Here is a 16,731-nt window from a genome sequence, read left to right on the forward strand (position 1 = left end):
AGTGGATAGCTGATGAACACCGAAAGGCCGCCGACCTATTCCTGCGTGCAGTTCCTACTCGTAGGTGTCGTTCGACTTCGCACGCTCGAGGAGCGAGGCCGGCGGAGTGAACCGGTCACCGTAGGTTGCTGCAAGTTCCTTCGCACGTTCGGCGAAACCGCTCAGGCCGCCCTCGTACTGGTTGACGTACTGGAGCACGCCACCGGTCCAGGCAGGGAATCCGATGCCGAAGATCGAACCGATGTTCGCATCCGGCACAGAGGTGAGCACTCCCTCGTCGAGGCATTTGATCGTCTCGATCGCCTCGGCGAAGAGCATCCGCTCCTGCAGGTCAGTGAAGGGCTGGGTCGCGGAACCGGAGTCGTACTTCTCGCGCAGGCCCTGCCACAGCTTGCCGCGTTTGCCGTCCTCGTCGTATTCGTAGAATCCGGCGCCGTCCTTGCGGCCTGTGCGTCCGGCTTCCTCGACCATCCAGTCGAAGACCACATCGGAGGGGTGGCTTTCGCGCTTTCCTCCGGCGGCTTCGATAGCCTCTTCGGTCTCCTTCCGGATCTTCTGCGACAGGGTCAGCGTCAGTTCGTCGAGCAGCTGCAGGGCACCGGTCGGGTACCCGGCCTGCAGTGCCGCCTGCTCCACCGATGCCGGCTCCACGCCCTCACCGACGGCGGCGACCGCCTCGGCGATGAATGTGCCGATCACACGTGAGGTGAAGAAGCCACGGCTGTCGGTGACGACGATCGGGGTCTTCTTGATCTGCTGCACGAGGTCGAAGGTGCGTGCCAGGGTCTCATCCGAGGTGTTCTCACCACGGATGATCTCGACCAGGGGCATCTTGTCGGCGGGCGAGAAGAAGTGGACGCCGATGAAGTCGGAATCGCGCTTGACCCCGGTGGCCAGGTCGGTGATCGGCAGAGTCGAGGTGTTGGAGCCGAGCACCGCGTCGGAGTCGACGACGTCCTGGATCTCCTGGAACACCTGCTGTTTGAGGGGCACCGATTCGAAGACCGCTTCGATGACGAAGTCGACGCCGGCGAAGTCATCGGCCGAAGCACTCGGTGTGATCCGATCGAGGACGGCCTTGCTCTTCTCCGCGGTGGTCTTACCCTTGGCCAGAGCTGATTCCTCACGCGTGCGCGCATAGGCCTTGCCCTTGTCCGCGGCCTCGATCTTGACGTCCTTGAGGACGACCTCGATGCCGGCCTTGGCTGCGGTGTATGCGATCGCGGCGCCCATCATGCCGGCGCCGAGGACGCCGAGCTTCTTCACCTGGCGCGGTTCGACGCCATCGGGCCTCGAGCCGCCGGAGTTGATGTGCCCGAGGTCGAAGAAGAACGCCTTGATCATGTTCTTCGCCACCGGGGTGTGGGTGAGGTGGACGAAGTAGCGGGTTTCGACTGCCAGTGCCGTGTCGATGTCGACGTAGGCACCTTCGACGGCGGCAGCGATCGCCGCGCGCGGAGCGGGCATCGGTGCACCCTTGGTCTGACGACGCAGGAGCGCCGGCAGTGCGGGCAGCATCGCACCCAGTGACGGCGAGGTGGGTGATCCGCCTGGGATTTTGAAGCCCTTGACGTCCCAGGGCTGAGTCGCCTCGGGGTTGGCCTTGATCCAGGCTTTGGCACGATCTTCGAGCTCGGCCACGGGGGCGAGTTCGTCGATGAGTCCGAGCTTGAGAGCCTCGGCTGCCTTGAACTTCGTCGACGGCAGGATGGCCTTCTGCAGTGCATTCTGGAGGCCCATCAGGCGTACGGCTCTGGCGACACCGCCACCGCCGGGCAGGAGGCCCAGGGAGACTTCGGGGAATCCAACCCGCAGGCTGGAGACGTCCTCCGCGGCAATGCGGTGATGTGCGACGAGCGCGACCTCGAGACCGCCTCCGAGTGCGGCACCGTTGATGGCTGCGACGACGGGCTTGCCCAGCGTCTCGAGGCGGCGCATGACCGTCTTCATGTGGTTGGTCAGTGCGGCTTCGGCCTCCGAGTTCTCAGGGTCGGCGGCGCGCAGCTTATTGAGGTCACCGCCTGCGAAGAAGGTCTTCTTCGCCGAGGTGAGGACGACGCCGGTGATGTCATCGACGTTTGCTTCGAGCCAGTCCACGACGCCCTCGAAGGCATCCTTGAAATGGTCGTTCATCGTGTTGACCTTGGAATTCGGGTCGTCGAGGACGACGGTGACGATTCCGTCCGAGTCAGTGGAACGGGAGTAAGTCGTTTCAGTGTTCGTCATGTCAGACCCTTTCAATGATCGTCGCAATGCCCATTCCGCCGCCGATGCACAGCGTGACGAGGCCACGCTGAAGATCGCGACGTTCGAGTTCGTCGAGGACGGTGCCGAGGATCATGGCACCGGTGGCACCCAGAGGGTGGCCCATGGCGATTGCTCCGCCGTTGACGTTGACCTTGTCATGCGGGATGTTGAGGTCCTTCATCCACTTCAGGACCACTGCACCGAAGGCTTCGTTGAGTTCGAACAGGTCGATGTCCTCGACGGTCAGTCCGGCCTTGTCCAGCGCCTTCTGCGTTGCGGGTGTGGGACCGGTGAGCATGATGGTCGGCTCGGATCCTGTGACGGCAGTGGAGACGATGCGAGCACGCGGCTTCATATTCATCGTCTGACCCACATCGTCGTCGCCGATGATGACGAGGCTGGCCCCGTCGACGATTCCCGAGGAGTTCGCTGCGGTGTGGACGTGGTCGATCTCCTCGACCCAGTGGTACTTCTGGAGAGCAACCTCGTCGAAGCCTGCCTGCGCAGCGACCTTGGTGAAGGCCGGGGACAGCTTCGACAGGGACTCCACCGTCGAACCGGGGCGCATGTGCTCATCGGTGTCGAGCAGGGTCACACCGTTGATGTCTTTGACGGGGACGATCGACTTCTCGAAGTAGCCGTTCTTCCAGGCGTTGGCGGCGCGCTTCTGCGACTCCTCGGCGAATTCGTCGATATCGGTGCGGCTGAATCCCTCGGTGGTTGCGATGAGATCGGCGCTGATGCCCTGGGGCACGAAATAGGTGTCGAAGTTCGTCGTCGGGTCCTGTGCCCATGCGCCTCCGTCGGAGCCGAGGGGAACACGCGACATCGATTCGACGCCGCCGGCCAGGACGAGGTTCTCGAATCCGCTGCCGACCTTCTGTGCGGCGATGTTGACCGCTTCGAGCCCGGATGCACAGAACCGGTTGACCTGAACACCGGCGACGGACTCATCGAGGCCTGCGACGAGCGCCGCGGTGCGAGCAATGTCTCCGCCCTGTTCGCCGACGGGCGAGACGACGCCCAAGACCATGTCGTCGATCGCTTTGTCGTCGAGATCGGGATTGCGTTCGCGCAGGGCACCGATGAGCCCTGTCACAAGATCGATTGGTTTGACGCTGTGCAGGGCTCCGCCGCGGTTCTTTCCGCGCGGCGTGCGCACTGCGTCGTAGATGTACGCTTCGCTCATCTGTTCCTCACAGTCCTAGAGAACGGCCGATGATCGCGCTCGCGATCTCGGCCGTGGATACGTCAATGACGCTCGTTCAGCCTCACCGGCTGATCGATCGTTCAGTAACATTCGCACCCCCATTCAATACCAGTTGCGTGTGATGGTCAACACAGAAACCGCGAGGCAGCGACTGTGGCAGAGCACACGTGGTCCGTGACTAATTCGTGACCTTTAAATCACGGGCGAAGTGTTTATAATAATGAAACCTAACACTCTTAGTCTCCTGGAGAATCATGACCGAACTCATTCCTGCCCGATTCACGTCGGCTTCAATTGCGCCTACTTCTGCCCATACTGCGCGCTCGCGCATGGGATCTAAATTCCTCGCGCTGACTTTGGCCGCTGGACTTCTCGCGGGCCCAATTGTGCTCGATGCCCCTCCCGCCGAGGCCGCCACGAAGAAGTGTGCGGCGAAGATGTCGATCTCAAAACCGCGGCAGTACTCGAACACCGTGGTGAAGGTTTCCAAGGTTGGGGCGAAGGCGAAGGTCACCACGACCGCGCACTACAAGACGACGAAGACCAAGAAGAAGGCGACTGCTTCGAAGAACGGTGCTGCGAACCTCAAGTACTACATTTCGGGAGCGACTCCAGGCAAAAAGGTGTCGGTGACCGTAGTGGCGAAGAAGGGCAAGACCACCTGGAAATGCTCCACCTCATTCAAACCCAAGAAGAAGTAGTCCGCCTCCTGGCGTAGAACAATCGCCGGTCGGTGGGAAGATGAACCATGCGTCGATTCTTCGCAGTGACCTCGATTCTGTCCCGGGGACGGGCAGGCTGGATGTACTTCTGGCCGATCATGGCCTCGCTGTGCGTGTACGTCATAGCTCTGTCCGTCCTCGTTCCTCTCTTCGGCGCCGTCGAGCGGGCTGGCGCCGAAGAGGGAGTCCCGACACCGGTTCCTGCCCCGACGACTGCGGAACAGCCACCAGGCTCACCCCCGAATTTCTCGATCGCGGTCGGCACGGACGACGAACCGCGGGAGATGCCTGCGATCCAGAGCGCAATGACGGACTACATGTCATTTTCGGATCAGTTCTTCACCAGGCTCGAGCAAGGGGCGGTCGCTCCTGACTTCTCCACGACTGAACGCGAGCTTTCACCTGAGGCCGCCCGCGCTCAGGTGAAGGATGGGACTTCGGTGCTCGCAGTCCTGTTGCCGAAGGACCTCACTCCGCAGGCCATCGACGACATCAGAGCGTATTACCGCGGTGACATCGACGCCCCGCGCTACACGATCGCTGTCCTGGCAAGTCCGCAGGCACTGAACGAAGACAAGTTCATCCTCGACCAGTACCGGGACCAGGTCATCCGCCAAGCGGAGGAGCATGTCTCCGAGCAGATTCGCATCGTCGCCCAGAAGTTCGGATGCGACACCGGGGAGCAGGCCTGCCCACGTACTTCGAAACAGGCCCAACGCGCCTTCGAGCGCCCCTTCGACATCAAGATTGAGAAAGTCAGCGGACCACCGGCCGTCGACTACTTCAGCGAAGGATCTGATGGGGAGAGCCCTCAGCCAGGTTCGCAGTCCTCGGCGCCAGTCGCGGCAGCTTCCTCGCCTTCTGGTCCCGCCGACACGTCCTCCGACACAGATGCCACATCATCCCAATCGCACGCTCCACAGTCGTCGATCAGCGCCGGAGTCTCCGCGATCTTCGGCGCACTCATTCTCGCCGCGGTCACTTTGGCCATGCTGTCATCGGCGACCGTCAATCGGGCGGCGGGACTGCAGGTCGCGATCATCGGGCCATGGCGATCACTGTCACTTCAGAGACCATTCCCCAGAAGAACGCTGCTGAGCCAGAAATTCGGACTGGCCGCCTCCGGGACACTCGCGCTGACAACGGCTGCCACCGTGAGTGCTGTATTGCCGGGGAGAAGCATCGTCGACAGCCTCGGCGCCTACCCGAGTCTGCGGCTGATCGCGATCATCGGGCTTATCTGTCTCGTCTGTCTGACCATGGCTATTGTCATTCTCGCCGTGACTGACACTTTGGGGGTGCTGGCCGGAGTCGTAATCGCTGTCGGCGCTGTTGTCTGGGGAACTGTCTGGAACACAGCGGCGAATCTGCTCGACCCGAGCCACCCGGGCCCGTCGTCCAGTGTCACGATATTCATCAGTGGGAACAGACACTTGGTGGGCGAACTGGTGCCGACGCTGCTGGTTCTGCTGGTCATCCTTGTCGCGGCATTGATTGGAAGCTTCGCCGTGACCAGTGCCTTCGACCGGAGATTCAGCACTCAGATCAAGCGGTCATAGATACCCCGTGGCCGAATCCAGTCGATACTCATGGCAATCTCGCCCCTACGCCGGAACCGTTCCGCGAGGCAAACTCACGCAATAGACTGACGGAATGGGTGACGAGCGCTATGTCGAGGACTGCACTGATAAAGAGCTTTTGGAAACTTTCGTGAAGCCGACGATCGAACGAATCTTCAAGCCCGGAGAAATCGACGACGCACGGCTGGTCCGCTCTGACCGAGACTTGATCTACCGGATCACCGTAGGTGGCGACGTGTTCTACCCCATTGTTCGGCCGCATGGGAATGGATTCAGTGTCGAGAGCGTCGGTCAACAGTTCTTCGATGATGTCCAGGACGATGTTGCTGAGTCCTACTTCGCGTGGGGTGAGCTGCGAGGCGAGTGACAGGAACTCGCGCCACTACAAAGTAGCGATCCCGGTGCTGTGGTTGATTTGATGCCCCCCTGGAGCCTTCGATAGATGGTCCTTGCTGCGCGGGCATCCTTGGAGCCTCCGCTGTGGCGCAGACAGACTCGTAGGCCGCGGACAGGGTAGTTTCTTGCACTGGTCGCCGCGCTTCTTTGACGTGGCTTGGCATTTGTCGGGATCCCACCCGGTTTTGTCGACGGTGCTCATAGCCCGTTCACCGCGACAGTCTGTTCGACGTACACGGTCGCACCATTGGGGACAACGTGTTGATGGTCGCCGATGATGAGGGTACTGGTGACAGATCCATTGTTGGAGATGATGTTGGTGAGGGTGCCTTTTCGGCAGCGTCCGGGGCTGAGAGCGTCGGCAGGGTGATGGTCTTACCGAGGTCGCTTGCGGTGAGGTGTTTTACGATCATGCACGAAGCTTGTGACCGGGCACGGGAGAGTTACCAGGGACGACACGCGGAGGGCCAGGGTCGGCTGGACTCCCCACGCAAGCAACCCCCGGGCCGTGATAGCCCGGGGGTTGCTTGCGTGGGGTGACGCTATTTACGTCGTTTCGGTGGGAAGTTCTCCATGTCGATCACAATCGGTTCGTAATCGTCATCGTGGTACACGATCTCACCGCTGGAAGACGTATCCCATTCTTCGTGATGGTCCTCGCGGATACCGTTTGCGATAAGAGCGAGAGCAGCACGTTGTGCTCCACGATCGTTTCCCATCGCGATGACCGCGTCGGAACTGTTGGCTTCGACTTCGTCTGCGAGGCCACGAATGTCGATGCTAAAACTCACGAGTGAGCCTTCGTTGTCACGCATAGGGAATGTCATTTCAGGGCCACGAACTTCAACGTCTCCTTCCGCGCCGACCATGTCGGCCAGCCGTCCGGCGAGAACGTAGTCGAGGTCTCGGATCTTCTTGGTCATTTGCATGCCTTTGCAGGGAATGATGTGATTATGTTCTTCCCAACGTGCGAGACTGGCACATTGGTCAGGAACTTATCGTAGGTCTTGCCGTTGTATTTCAACTGTACAGGCGCACGGTAGTTGTGCGTGTCGTTGCCTTGCTCATAGGTGTGGTGAGCGCTGGCGTGATCTTCGGCCTTCCCGACCCAGCTCATAGCTTCTCCTCTACGACGACTTCGGCTATAGTTCGGAAAACGGTAGACACGGAGGTCACCTCATGTGGGAAATAGTCGGCATCCTTTTCGGCATTGCCCTCATATGCTGGTTGGTGGCGAAATTCCTCAAGACATCGAGTCCTCAACAGCCTGTCGACGCCGCTGCACTGGATACCTCCGATCTGACCAAAAGCAGCGCTTCGGCTACCAGCGACACGTGGCTTTCGAAAGAAGAAGCTGATTCCGAACTGGTTCGTGACTCCGCTAAAACGCTCGCCTTCCGAGTTGAGCGCCGCGACGGTGAGTTCCGATTCGTGAGTGAAGAGTCCGGTAAGCAGCCCTCCCCCGGCAACCTGGCGCTGGCAAGATTGGGCATCTTGTACCTGAACGTTCGAGGGTGGAAGAACTATCCAGCCGCACGATTGAAGGTTGGCGATCGCATTCACCTTCGCAGGGAGCCCGGGAACAAGTCCGATCCCAACGCAATAGCTGTTGCTCATCCCGGCTCGAAACACATCTACGGCTACGTCAACAAAGGATTCGCCCGGCGTCTCGCGAAGCCCCTCGATGCCGGCGAAGAGTTCGTCGGGGTGGTCATGGGCAGAGAAGGAATTACAATCGCGATCCTGCCGGTCGACGTCTCTGAGGAGCTGGATCTGTAGCAACCGTCGATGCTCCGCTGCGATCGCGTTTCGCCCTCGACTATATATCTCTTTCATGGTTGTAGCTTGTCCTCACCTACGGGACTTTTCTCAGTCCTGACACGTGGTTGGTGAGGTTCCGTTTCAGCCCAAGCGTTTGGTGAGGTTGAAGCGCTGTGCGCCCGTTCTAGGCGCTTTCGGGTCGCCCATGACACCCATAATGTTATTCAAGGAGGATTGCGGCCAGGACAGCGGCAGGCACGACGGCTACGGTGATGATGAGCGCAATCATGATGCTTTCCTGTTCTCCTAACGGAGTTCCGGCGGGCAGGGCACGCGCTGCGGATTCGACTCAAGCTGGGGTCGGCGTGTACCTGTGCGTCGGTCGCGGATCCTTTTTGTTTCGGCGAGGATGTCGCCGGGCCGGGCATGGGCGGCACCTTCGCCGGCATAGTGCTTGGAGATCGCTGCTCTCCAGTCGTCGGCGAGGATTATGGGGATCTCGTCGACTGGGTACACCCATGCGTCGAGGTCGTCTTCGTTGAGTGTGCGGCCGTCGTGGTCGGCAATGAATCGCAGTAGGTCCATGGTTAAGCTCCGAGCTGTCTTTGCCCTGGGTCGTCTCCCCTTTTCTTCAGCTTTGATTCGTGACCGGAGTGCGAGGTTCTGGTCTCGTGCCGCAATTGGTCGAATGTGCGGGGCTCTACCCGCCCCGTTGGTCGTGCCCGATCTGATGGTGAGTCGTTGATCCACACGTCGGCGTTGACCCATATTGCCGTGTTCTTTGTGTACGTGTCTTCCCGGTTGGGCTCGTCGCGGTAGTCCTCGGCTCAAGAGCCGATGGGCTCTGGGTCTGCTCGCTTGGTCGCGGTCTCCCATGTTTCATGTTCTCGGCGTTTGTCGATGTTCTTGGGGTAAATGGTCCAGAAGGTCTCGAAGTCTTCGGGGTAGGCGGTGTGCGCATTTTTGCGCAGAGCATGGAGATGGGAGCCGGAGTTAGTAGCTGGAGTAGGAGTAGGCGAAGTTTGATTTGGGCCCAGTTTGAGTTCGGCGTGCAAAGTTCGGCTGGATGACGCCGAGGACGATCAGAAACACCGTCGGTACGACCTATTTCACGCCAGCCGGACTAGCGCTGGCGTCGGCCCAACTGGGACATTCGGAGGTCGGCACGCCCACGAAACAATACGCGCTGCGCCTCAATTTCGGCCCTGAGTCCGTCGTGGCATGCTCGACGAATGGTCTCAAAGCGCCTCGTAACCGCATTCCTGACCGGCTTCAGGCAAGTAAAATCCCCTCCCCCAGACCGTCAAGCCTGGTGGGAGGGGATGTGCTGAGCCGCCTGGGAGAATCGAACTCCCGACCTATTCATTACGAGTGAATCGCTCTACCGACTGAGCTAAGGCGGCAACCGACCTAACTTTAGCCAAAACCAGGACTCCTGGTCAAAAGGAGAATGACTGAGACCTCAGTACGTAACGCAACTCACATATGATGGGCTTCTCCGCGCATTCATTTCGCACTTCAGGAGTCACATGAGCACCGCACAGATGGCCGTTCCAACGGCCGCAGAACTTCCCAGCATCGGCGCCGTGCTCGACAGCTGGCAGACCGACGACGGACCGCTCCATCTTCACACAGGCGACCTCGGCTGGTATTCGCTGAGAGACTCCGAAGCTACAGCTCAAGCAATGCGGATCTGGCGGTGCGACGACAAGGTCCTGGCAATCGGACTGCTGGACGGGGAACACCTTCTGCGCCTGGCCGTGGACCCGGACTTCAGCCATGACGACTCTTTGGCACAACAGATCGAATCCGACATCGACCCGTCAGACAACGCCGTCTTCGGGAAAGGATCTGTCAAGCCCCGGGTTTCATAGAGGGTGTTTTTCTTGGCCTTCTATGCAGCCACACTCGCGGCCGCACCCTGGCTAGTCCACTCAGCTTGAACCTCGAACGGCGGCCGATATCCGATCGCCGAATGCAGTCGTTGGCGGTTGTACCAGCCGATCCATTTCGACGTCTCTGCCATCACCTCGATTAACCCCGACCATTCGCGACGGTCGATCAGTTCCGCTTTGTAGACTGAATTGAGCGCTTCAGCCATGGCGTTATCGTAGGAATCCCCGCGGGACCCGACAGACGCCACGACCTCGGATTCTGCCAGTGTCTCGCCGTAGCGAATCGATCGGAATTGGACTCCGCGATCCGAGTGGTCGACAAGCCCGGATACGTCTTCGCCAGCTCGGAACTTCGCCGCCAAAGCCATCGTTAGCGCGTCCCTGGCCAAGGACTCGCGCATATGGTTCGTCACCTGCCAACCCACGATCTCCCGGTGGAACACGTCCAGAATGAACGTCGTGTACACCCACCCAGACCGCGTCGGTACATACGTTATATCGGCGACCCACAGACAGTTCGGCGCAGCCGCTGTGAACTCACGCTCGACGAGATCGCCAGGGCACTCCTCGGCCCTGGCCGAGGCCGTTTTCGGACGCTTCCGCTTCCGACGCACACCGTCGATACCCAGTCGGCGCATCAACCGCTCGACCGTGCACCGGGCCACTGGCCCGAATCGGTCGGCATAGCCACGGTTGATCGCCTTCCACATCTTCCGCACTCCGTAACAGGAATAGTTGGCTTCATAGACGTCTTCGATGACGACCATGAGTTCCCGGTCCCGACGGGCCCGGGTTGAGGGTCGGCGCAACTTGTACGCGTAATACGAGCTCACAGCAATCCGTGCAGCAGTCCCTGACAGGGCACGCACGATTGGCTCGACTCCGAACTCGTGTCTATTCGCGTCGATGAAGTCGACGACTACCTTGATGGGCGGTCGAGCTCCGCCGCGAAGAAAGCCGACGCCTTCTTCAAAATCTCGTTCGCCCGCCTAGACTCAGCCAGCTCAGCCCGCAGTCGGCGATTCTCTGCCTCAAGATCAACTGATTCGGCCGGCGTGGCTTTGCCCGAGTCCTTGTGTTTACGCACCCAGACTCGCAATGTTTCCTTGCTCAGTCCAAGCTCGTTCGCGACACGGGTGATTGCCCCGTTCGCGGTCTCGGGATCGGCTTGAGCATGGACGACGAGTTCGACGGCACGAGCCTTGAGTTCGTCGGTGTATTTCACTGGCATGAGAGAATCTCCTTCTTCCAATCTCCCTGCCTCCATTATCCCCGGAGCAATTCAATCGGCAATCGTCGAGGCTCGAGGAGCAACCTGCCTCGTTGCTCGGTTGGCAGAACGCGGATGGGAGGCAGACGAGCCGTGGACGCCTCTGAATCGTGACCTGAATCTGCCAGTTGAGGAACCCGACCTCCGGGTGGAGGTTGCCGGGCCGGATAACGCTGAGGCATGGACTGTCGTTCATTGGTCAGCATTCCGCAGTATGCCCTACACCGTGGACGACAAACAGCGATTCGTCCAACGGTGGCACACGATGATGTCTGGCCCTTTCTCCTCGTGTGCACAGAGTCTGCTGGGGTATGACCACTCAGACCAGCCGGTCGCAGTGACGACGGTGTGGTCCGCAGGTCCGAACCGGCCAGGGCTGCTCGAGCCGTTGGCTGTGCACCGTGACCACCAGGGTCACGGCTACGGGAAGGCCATGGCGATCGCTGCGGCAAGAGCCCTGCAACAGTTGGGATCTTCGTCAGCAGCGGTGGGCACAGAGAGTTCGAATGTGGCCGCTGTCGCCGCGTACTCATCCGCTGGCTTCGCTCCCCGCACCGAGGTGAGGGATCTTCGACGAAACAGGTGAAGCACCGTGCGCTGACGTTTCAGGGACACCGCACCCGTTAACCTGGTGAAGACAGACATTCGAAGAGAGAAAAGGGTGACGCACGTGGTCGAGTTCGACTCGAAGGACTTCATGAGTGATTTCCAGACGCTCATCGAATGTGAGTCGTTCTCCCAGGATCCCGAATCATTGGCCCGCAGCGCTCAGCTCGTCTCTCGGATCGGCACCGGTCTGCTGGGGGCAGCCCCTCACATCATCGAAACCGACTCGCATCCACACGTGCTGTGGCGCTTCGGGCCCGGGCCCCGCAAGGTCGTGCTCATCGGCCATCATGACACTGTGTGGCCTACAGGCACTCTTGCCGATTTCCCCTATTCGGTCACGGACGGCGTTGTGCGCGGACCGGGCGCCGACGATATGAAGGGCGGTCTGCTCATCGCTCTGTATGCGATGGCGCGTCTGCGCGAGGAGCGCGGAAATCTCGATGGCGTCAGCATCCTCATGACCGGAGACGAAGAGCTCGGCTCCCCCGGCTCACGCCAGATCATCGAGGACGAAGCCCGTGGAGCCAAGGCGGCTTTGGTCTTCGAAAGCGGCGCACCCGACGGGGCTGTGAAGATCGCCCGCAAAGGTGTCGCTATCTACTCACTGGAAGTCACTGGTTTGGCCGCTCATGCGGGTGTGGAACCGGAGAAGGGCATCAACGCCACGATCGAAGTCGCCAACCAGGTCGTCAAGATCGCGGGCCTTCATGATCCGTCTGCGGGAACCTCGGTTGTGCCGACCGTCATGCACAGCGGTTCGACGACGAACACCGTGCCGGCCAAGGCTGTTGTCGGTGTCGACTCCCGAGCCGCCTCGGTCGCAGAACAGGAACGCATCGACGCAATCATGAGCTCCCTCTCCCCCACTGTGGCGGGGGCCAAGGTCGACGTCCTAGGTGGGATCAACCGAGCCCCGCTGGAGGAGAATATGGCAATGGGGCTCTACGCCCGAGCCCAGCGCCTGAGTGCTCACCTGGGCCACCCGCCATTGCGGTCCGTGGCCGTCGGCGGTGGATCGGACGGCAATTTCACAGCCGGCGTCGGAACACCGACCATTGACGGGCTCGGCACTGTGGGCGGAGGTTCGCATGCGAGAACCGAGCATGCCCTTCAGGTGTGGATCCCTCGCCGTGTTGAGCTCACCACTGCTCTGGTCGGTGAGCTTCTCGCCGAAGATTGAACCTCAAAGCGCCCCAGTACGGTCCTCGAGCAGCCAGGGGTTCGACAGCAGCACGAATGCCGATTCGACGATGAGCACTGGCGACATGTTCGTCTGCAGCCGTCGTCTCGCCTCGGTGATGGCATCGATGCGCAGCAGAGTCGTGTCAGGGCCGTCTCGGTTCGCCTGCTCGGCGATGAGATCGACTTCTCCGGCGTTGATCCATCCCTCACGGATCCCCAACTGATGCATGAGGATGTCGCGGTAGAGACTCATGAGTTCGAGGAAGATTCGGTCGAGTTCGTCATTGCGGGCGCGCACCGACCGGCGCTTCTGCTCCTCTTCGAGCTTCCTGATCTGAGATCGCGCCGAGGGAGGGATGGACTTCTCGGATTCGATGCCCAAAGTCGCCATGAGATCACTGCGCTCCGAAGCATTGCGTTCCTCAACACGAGACTTAGCGGTCTCCGCGGCTTCATCGACGATGCGTCCCGCCAAGCGGATCGTTGCGCCGACCGAAGTCAGCTTCCCCGGGATCGCGAGGATCTGCTTGCGCTCCTCACCGGCGGATTCGTTGAGCGCCATGTACTTGGCCCGACCGATGTGGTTCTGCGCCACGGCGGCTGCCCACTTGGCCCTGTCCTCGTCCACGTGGTCGCGTTCGATGAGGAGCTGCGCCACGGCCTCCCGTGAGGGAATCCGCAGGCGAACGGGCCGGCACCGAGAACGGATCGTGGTGAGCACATCGATGGGACTCGGCGCGCACAGCAGCCACACAGTGGCCGGGGGCGGTTCTTCGATGGCCTTGAGAAGGACGTTGGCCGTCCGCTCGCTCATCCGGTCCGCGTCTTCGATGATGACGACTCGCCACGGGGAGTTGACCGGGGCTGACTGCGCTCTCGATACCAGTTCCCTCACTTCATCGATGGCGATCACCGATTTCTGAGTCGACATGATCGTCAACGATTCGTGATGACCTTTGAGCACGCGCGAGGTGACTTCGTCGGGCTCCTCGCTGCCGGAGATCAGTGCCGCAGCGAAGGCCCGAGCCGCATTGGATCGACCGGACCCCGGTGGCCCGGTGAATAGCCAGGCATGGGTCATCGCGCCCGGCGAATAGAGTGCGTGCTTGAGCTGGGTGATGACGTCGTCCTGGCCGACGAGCTCATTGAAGACGCTCACTCAGTGACCCTCCGGGTTGTTGAAGCGCTGATGGTTGCGTTCACGCTGCTTGCGCAGCCGCTCACGTGCCTGCCGTTCGATCTCTGCCTGGGCCTGCAGCCGCTCTCGGCTCATCTGTCGGGCGTTTCGCATGGGCAGGACCGTTGTCGCTGCATCTTCGTCACCGTCGTCGGTCCCGCCACCCGGCTGGGCCTCGGACCTCGGTGGAGTCCCGTCAGCACTGCGGGGGTCGACCTGACCGACCACACGGGTTTCTGCTTCCTCCGAGTCAGGCGTTGCGATCTCATTCGTCGGCACAGCGTCCTCATCATCGTCATCCGCCAAGGGAGCACTCGGCGTAACTCCGCGGGTCGGCAGCACCGTGGTGGCCGCATCCTCGTCGATCTCGGGTTCGGACTCAGGCTCGGGTTCGGACTCGGGTACGCTTGCGTGGGCCGGAAGCACCGTTGTGGCCGCTTCATCATCGCCCTGTTCATCTGACTGTCGCAGCTCAGCGCCGAGGTCGACCCTCTCCGTTTCGACTCCGTCATTGCGTTCTTCGGATTCGAGTCGATCAGCAGCTTGTGGGACGAACCGTTCGTTCGAAGCTGGAACGAATCGGACTCCGGGCTCGGGTGCGACCGACTCGTCGGCGGTTGCCGATACCCCCTCATCGGACTCCTCAGCGGGCGCACCGACGACGGCTTCGGAGGGATGGCTCTCCTCCACCTCGGCGTCGGTTGAAGTGCTTGAGACGACACCTGCATCGGTGGCGGCCGAACTGCCCACCTGCCGCGGCAGACGGGTGCGGATGGCAGTGAGGATTTCGGCGGTCAATTCATCCTCTGACACCGATGCGTCGAGGACGACGTAGCGGTCGGGCTCTTTGTGCGCACGGGTCAGGTAGGTCTGACGGACCCGCTGGTGGAACTGCCGGTTCTCGTCGTCGAGGTAGTTGTTCTCGCCGCGTTTGCCCATCCGGGTCGCGGCGGTCTCGGGATCGATGTCGAGGACGATTGTCAGATGCGGGACGAGTCCCTGAGTCGCCCATTTGCTCAGCGCCAGGATCGTCTTCGGGTCGAAGTTGCGGCCTGCAGCCTGGTAGGCGATCGTCGAATCGATGTACCTGTCGGTGATGACGATGTTTCCGCTGTCGAGACTCGGATCGACCAATGAGGCCACGTGGTGGGCGCGATCGGCGGCAAAGAGCAGCGCCTCGGTGCGGGGGCTCGGAGGTTCGGAGTCGAACAGCACCGAACGGATCTGTCGTCCCAGTTCGGTTCCGCCTGGTTCACGGGTCGCTTCGACGTTGTGTCCCTCGTCGGCCAGGGTCTGTGAGATTCGCTTGATCTGTGTGCTCTTGCCCGAACCATCGCCGCCTTCGATGGCGATGAAGAATCCGGCTCCCAGTCGCTCCGCGGAGTTTCCGATACCGTCGTTCGCTCCGTTCTCGGCGGCGCTGGGCGGACGGAATCCATGCACGATGTCAACGGACAGTCCCTGGAGACCGTGCGGGTCGAAGATGAAGAGTCCGATGACTCCGGCGACCAGAGCGGCCAATCCCAAGATTCCGAAGGCAACGTCGCTGGGGGCCAGCAGCCATTCCATGGCCGAGCCGACTGGGATGGTGATGCCGAAGTCGATGGAGTTGAGGATGAGGGCGACAACCGCGCCGCCGACGGCTCCGATCCGCCGCGAGAAGTCATAGGGCTGTGAGCGCACCCCGATTCCGACGAGGAAGGCGATGACTGCGGAAAGGACGACCTTGCCGGAGAGCTCGCTGATGGCTCCCGTGGCGATCAGCAGAATTCCGGACACGGTCAATGCGAAGGCGGAGACGCGCGGCCGAGACATTCCGGGCGCGAAGGTGGGCCCCATCTCGAAGCCGATGGCCCAACCCACCAGGCACGACGCAATGATGAGGGCGAAGCCGGCTTGGCCGAAGCTGTGTTCAACAGCGGTCGGCTGGGCCAGGATGACGGTGGTTCCAAGCACTGCGAACAGCGCGATGCAGACCCACGGCATCTTAATGGTCGCGGCAGGTCTGGCCACACGTGCCTTGGTCGAGGGGAATGCGCCGGTTGTCGCTTCTACGGCGTGGAGAGCGCGCTCGGGGGTGAGGAAGATGATCACGGCGCCGACGGCCATGGCAATGCCCACCAGGAGACTCATCCACCCCAGGGACTGAGTGCCTGCGGCGGACCCACCGATGATCTGGAAGGCGAATGAAACGAAGACGAGGATCGCGGCGGGGATGCCGACTCGACGCCACGGCTTCTCGTTCGTGAACGGATTGATGCTCATCAGCAGGCCGACGACGGCTCCGAGGAACAGTGCGGTGACCCAAGTCAGCCAGGCACTCGGCGCGAGGGAGAGGACGATGAGCAGCCCTGCCTCGACGACAGCGGCGATGCTGAGCGCCAGTTTGCGGACGGCTGGGCCCTTGCTCGCCAAGATCTTCTGCGGAATGAACAGTCCGGCCCCGGCGAGGACGAAGACGATGAGGAGAGACAGGCTTCCCAACTGGTTGTCGAAGCCTCCCGCACCAATGCTGTCGGCCGTTGCGGTAAACGCCCGCCCACCGATCGTGGCGAAGAATCCGCTGGTGCCCGCCACGACATAGCTGATCGCCACGAGCACTATCAGTGCGCCCCAGGCAGCGGTCTCGGCAACCAACCGGCCAGGGGCTCCGGGAAGTCGATGTCCTGTAGTCGTCAACAT

Annotated in this window: 16 protein-coding genes, 1 tRNA gene and 1 other annotated feature; of the genes, 7 read left to right on the forward strand and 10 right to left on the reverse strand. The window is 61.2% G+C overall.

Features of this window, described 5'->3' with window-relative positions; all coding sequences use genetic code 11:
- Nucleotides 1-54 precede the first annotated feature (54 nt).
- Nucleotides 55-2,226, reverse strand: a complete 2,172-nt coding sequence (locus HX613_RS05870) for a 3-hydroxyacyl-CoA dehydrogenase NAD-binding domain-containing protein (RefSeq protein WP_235344473.1) — start codon at nt 2,224-2,226, stop codon at nt 55-57.
- A gap of 1 nt (nt 2,227) precedes the next feature.
- Nucleotides 2,228-3,436: an acetyl-CoA C-acetyltransferase gene (locus HX613_RS05875; RefSeq protein ID WP_235344474.1), complete on the reverse strand. Its 1,209-nt coding sequence runs from the start codon at nt 3,434-3,436 to the stop codon at nt 2,228-2,230.
- Between the two features lie 350 nt (nt 3,437-3,786).
- On the opposite strand from HX613_RS05875, the gene HX613_RS05880 reads away from it, so the two are divergent.
- The 3 genes from HX613_RS05880 to HX613_RS05890 all read left to right on the forward strand — a co-directional run bounded on the left by HX613_RS05880 (nt 3,787) and on the right by HX613_RS05890 (nt 6,126).
- Nucleotides 3,787-4,158 (forward strand): hypothetical protein, encoded by a 372-nt coding sequence (locus tag HX613_RS05880; protein WP_235344475.1) that lies wholly within the window; start codon nt 3,787-3,789, stop codon nt 4,156-4,158.
- 47 nt (nt 4,159-4,205) lie between these two features.
- Nucleotides 4,206-5,738: a hypothetical protein gene (locus tag HX613_RS05885; RefSeq protein ID WP_235344476.1), complete on the forward strand. Its 1,533-nt coding sequence runs from the start codon at nt 4,206-4,208 to the stop codon at nt 5,736-5,738.
- Between the two features lie 94 nt (nt 5,739-5,832).
- Nucleotides 5,833-6,126: a hypothetical protein gene (locus HX613_RS05890; protein ID WP_235344477.1), complete on the forward strand. Its 294-nt coding sequence runs from the start codon at nt 5,833-5,835 to the stop codon at nt 6,124-6,126.
- Nucleotides 6,127-6,697: 571 nt separating this feature from the next.
- Here the strand turns inward: HX613_RS05890 and HX613_RS05895 are convergent.
- Nucleotides 6,698-7,078 carry a hypothetical protein gene (locus HX613_RS05895; protein ID WP_235344478.1) on the reverse strand — a complete coding sequence of 127 codons (381 nt, stop codon included), beginning with the start codon at nt 7,076-7,078 and terminating at the stop codon, nt 6,698-6,700.
- Entirely contained in the window at nt 7,075-7,272 is a 198-nt protein-coding gene (locus HX613_RS05900) for a hypothetical protein (protein WP_235344479.1), read from the reverse strand. Before HX613_RS05900 ends, HX613_RS05895 begins: the two co-directional genes overlap by 4 nt.
- 62 nt (nt 7,273-7,334) lie before the next feature.
- Here HX613_RS05900 and HX613_RS05905 point away from each other — a divergent pair, with 62 nt between their 5' ends.
- Nucleotides 7,335-7,934, forward strand: coding sequence for an HIRAN domain-containing protein (locus HX613_RS05905; RefSeq protein ID WP_235344480.1), 600 nt, complete (start codon nt 7,335-7,337; stop codon nt 7,932-7,934).
- Between the two features lie 288 nt (nt 7,935-8,222).
- Here the strand turns inward: HX613_RS05905 and HX613_RS05910 are convergent, their stop codons facing one another.
- Both HX613_RS05910 and HX613_RS05915 read right to left on the reverse strand, forming a co-directional pair.
- The gene (locus tag HX613_RS05910) at nt 8,223-8,501 is read right to left on the reverse strand and encodes a hypothetical protein (RefSeq protein ID WP_235344481.1); all 279 of its coding nucleotides are present in this window, start codon (nt 8,499-8,501) and stop codon (nt 8,223-8,225) included.
- A 745-nt stretch (nt 8,502-9,246) separates the two neighbouring features.
- Nucleotides 9,247-9,319, reverse strand: a tRNA-Thr gene (locus HX613_RS05915).
- 126 nt (nt 9,320-9,445) lie between these two features.
- On the opposite strand from HX613_RS05915, the gene HX613_RS05920 reads away from it, so the two are divergent.
- Nucleotides 9,446-9,790 (forward strand): hypothetical protein, encoded by a 345-nt coding sequence (locus HX613_RS05920; protein ID WP_235344482.1) that lies wholly within the window; start codon nt 9,446-9,448, stop codon nt 9,788-9,790.
- A 20-nt stretch (nt 9,791-9,810) separates the two neighbouring features.
- Here the strand turns inward: HX613_RS05920 and HX613_RS05925 are convergent, their stop codons facing one another.
- The gene (locus HX613_RS05925) at nt 9,811-10,740 is read right to left on the reverse strand and encodes an IS3 family transposase (protein WP_328284908.1); all 930 of its coding nucleotides are present in this window, start codon (nt 10,738-10,740) and stop codon (nt 9,811-9,813) included.
- Nucleotides 10,642-10,770 (reverse strand) — a sequence feature (AL1L pseudoknot). (Overlaps the previous gene by 99 nt.)
- Entirely contained in the window at nt 10,731-11,042 is a 312-nt protein-coding gene (locus HX613_RS05930) for a transposase (protein ID WP_235344483.1), read from the reverse strand. Its footprint overlaps the feature before it by 40 nt. The genes HX613_RS05925 and HX613_RS05930 overlap by 10 nt, the downstream gene beginning before the upstream one ends.
- A 253-nt stretch (nt 11,043-11,295) precedes the next feature.
- Here HX613_RS05930 and HX613_RS05935 point away from each other — a divergent pair, with 253 nt between their 5' ends.
- Both HX613_RS05935 and HX613_RS05940 read left to right on the forward strand, forming a co-directional pair.
- Complete coding sequence (locus tag HX613_RS05935; protein ID WP_235344484.1) at nt 11,296-11,667, forward strand: GNAT family N-acetyltransferase; 372 nt, start codon at nt 11,296-11,298, stop codon at nt 11,665-11,667.
- Nucleotides 11,668-11,778: 111 nt separating this feature from the next.
- Nucleotides 11,779-12,870, forward strand: coding sequence for a M20/M25/M40 family metallo-hydrolase (locus HX613_RS05940; RefSeq protein WP_235344485.1), 1,092 nt, complete (start codon nt 11,779-11,781; stop codon nt 12,868-12,870).
- A 3-nt stretch (nt 12,871-12,873) separates the two neighbouring features.
- Here the strand turns inward: HX613_RS05940 and HX613_RS05945 are convergent, their stop codons facing one another.
- Both HX613_RS05945 and tmk read right to left on the reverse strand, forming a co-directional pair.
- Nucleotides 12,874-14,031, reverse strand: coding sequence for a DNA polymerase III subunit delta' (locus HX613_RS05945; RefSeq protein ID WP_235344486.1), 1,158 nt, complete (start codon nt 14,029-14,031; stop codon nt 12,874-12,876).
- Complete coding sequence (tmk, locus tag HX613_RS05950) at nt 14,032-16,731, reverse strand: dTMP kinase (protein WP_235344487.1); 2,700 nt, start codon at nt 16,729-16,731, stop codon at nt 14,032-14,034.

The organism is Brevibacterium sp. UCMA 11754, assembly GCF_021532275.1.
Lineage (GTDB): Bacteria > Actinomycetota > Actinomycetes > Actinomycetales > Brevibacteriaceae > Brevibacterium.

What these genes read in the sequence shown, in the direction of transcription:
- HX613_RS05920 (WP_235344482.1), top strand. Translation starts at nt 9,446, where the DNA reads ATGAGCACCGCACAGATGGCCGTTCCAACGGCCGCAGAACTTCCCAGC.
- HX613_RS05895 (WP_235344478.1), bottom strand. Translation starts at nt 7,078, where the DNA reads ATGACCAAGAAGATCCGAGACCTCGACTACGTTCTCGCCGGACGGCTG.
- HX613_RS05910 (WP_235344481.1), bottom strand. Translation starts at nt 8,501, where the DNA reads ATGGACCTACTGCGATTCATTGCCGACCACGACGGCCGCACACTCAAC.
- HX613_RS05870 (WP_235344473.1), bottom strand. Translation starts at nt 2,226, where the DNA reads ATGACGAACACTGAAACGACTTACTCCCGTTCCACTGACTCGGACGGA.
- HX613_RS05905 (WP_235344480.1), top strand. Translation starts at nt 7,335, where the DNA reads ATGTGGGAAATAGTCGGCATCCTTTTCGGCATTGCCCTCATATGCTGG.
- HX613_RS05875 (WP_235344474.1), bottom strand. Translation starts at nt 3,436, where the DNA reads ATGAGCGAAGCGTACATCTACGACGCAGTGCGCACGCCGCGCGGAAAG.
- tmk (WP_235344487.1), bottom strand. Translation starts at nt 16,731, where the DNA reads ATGTTGACGACTACAGGACATCGACTTCCCGGAGCCCCTGGCCGGTTG.
- HX613_RS05885 (WP_235344476.1), top strand. Translation starts at nt 4,206, where the DNA reads ATGCGTCGATTCTTCGCAGTGACCTCGATTCTGTCCCGGGGACGGGCA.
- HX613_RS05900 (WP_235344479.1), bottom strand. Translation starts at nt 7,272, where the DNA reads ATGAGCTGGGTCGGGAAGGCCGAAGATCACGCCAGCGCTCACCACACC.
- HX613_RS05930 (WP_235344483.1), bottom strand. Translation starts at nt 11,042, where the DNA reads ATGCCAGTGAAATACACCGACGAACTCAAGGCTCGTGCCGTCGAACTC.
- HX613_RS05940 (WP_235344485.1), top strand. Translation starts at nt 11,779, where the DNA reads ATGAGTGATTTCCAGACGCTCATCGAATGTGAGTCGTTCTCCCAGGAT.
- HX613_RS05890 (WP_235344477.1), top strand. Translation starts at nt 5,833, where the DNA reads ATGGGTGACGAGCGCTATGTCGAGGACTGCACTGATAAAGAGCTTTTG.
- HX613_RS05880 (WP_235344475.1), top strand. Translation starts at nt 3,787, where the DNA reads ATGGGATCTAAATTCCTCGCGCTGACTTTGGCCGCTGGACTTCTCGCG.
- HX613_RS05935 (WP_235344484.1), top strand. Translation starts at nt 11,296, where the DNA reads ATGCCCTACACCGTGGACGACAAACAGCGATTCGTCCAACGGTGGCAC.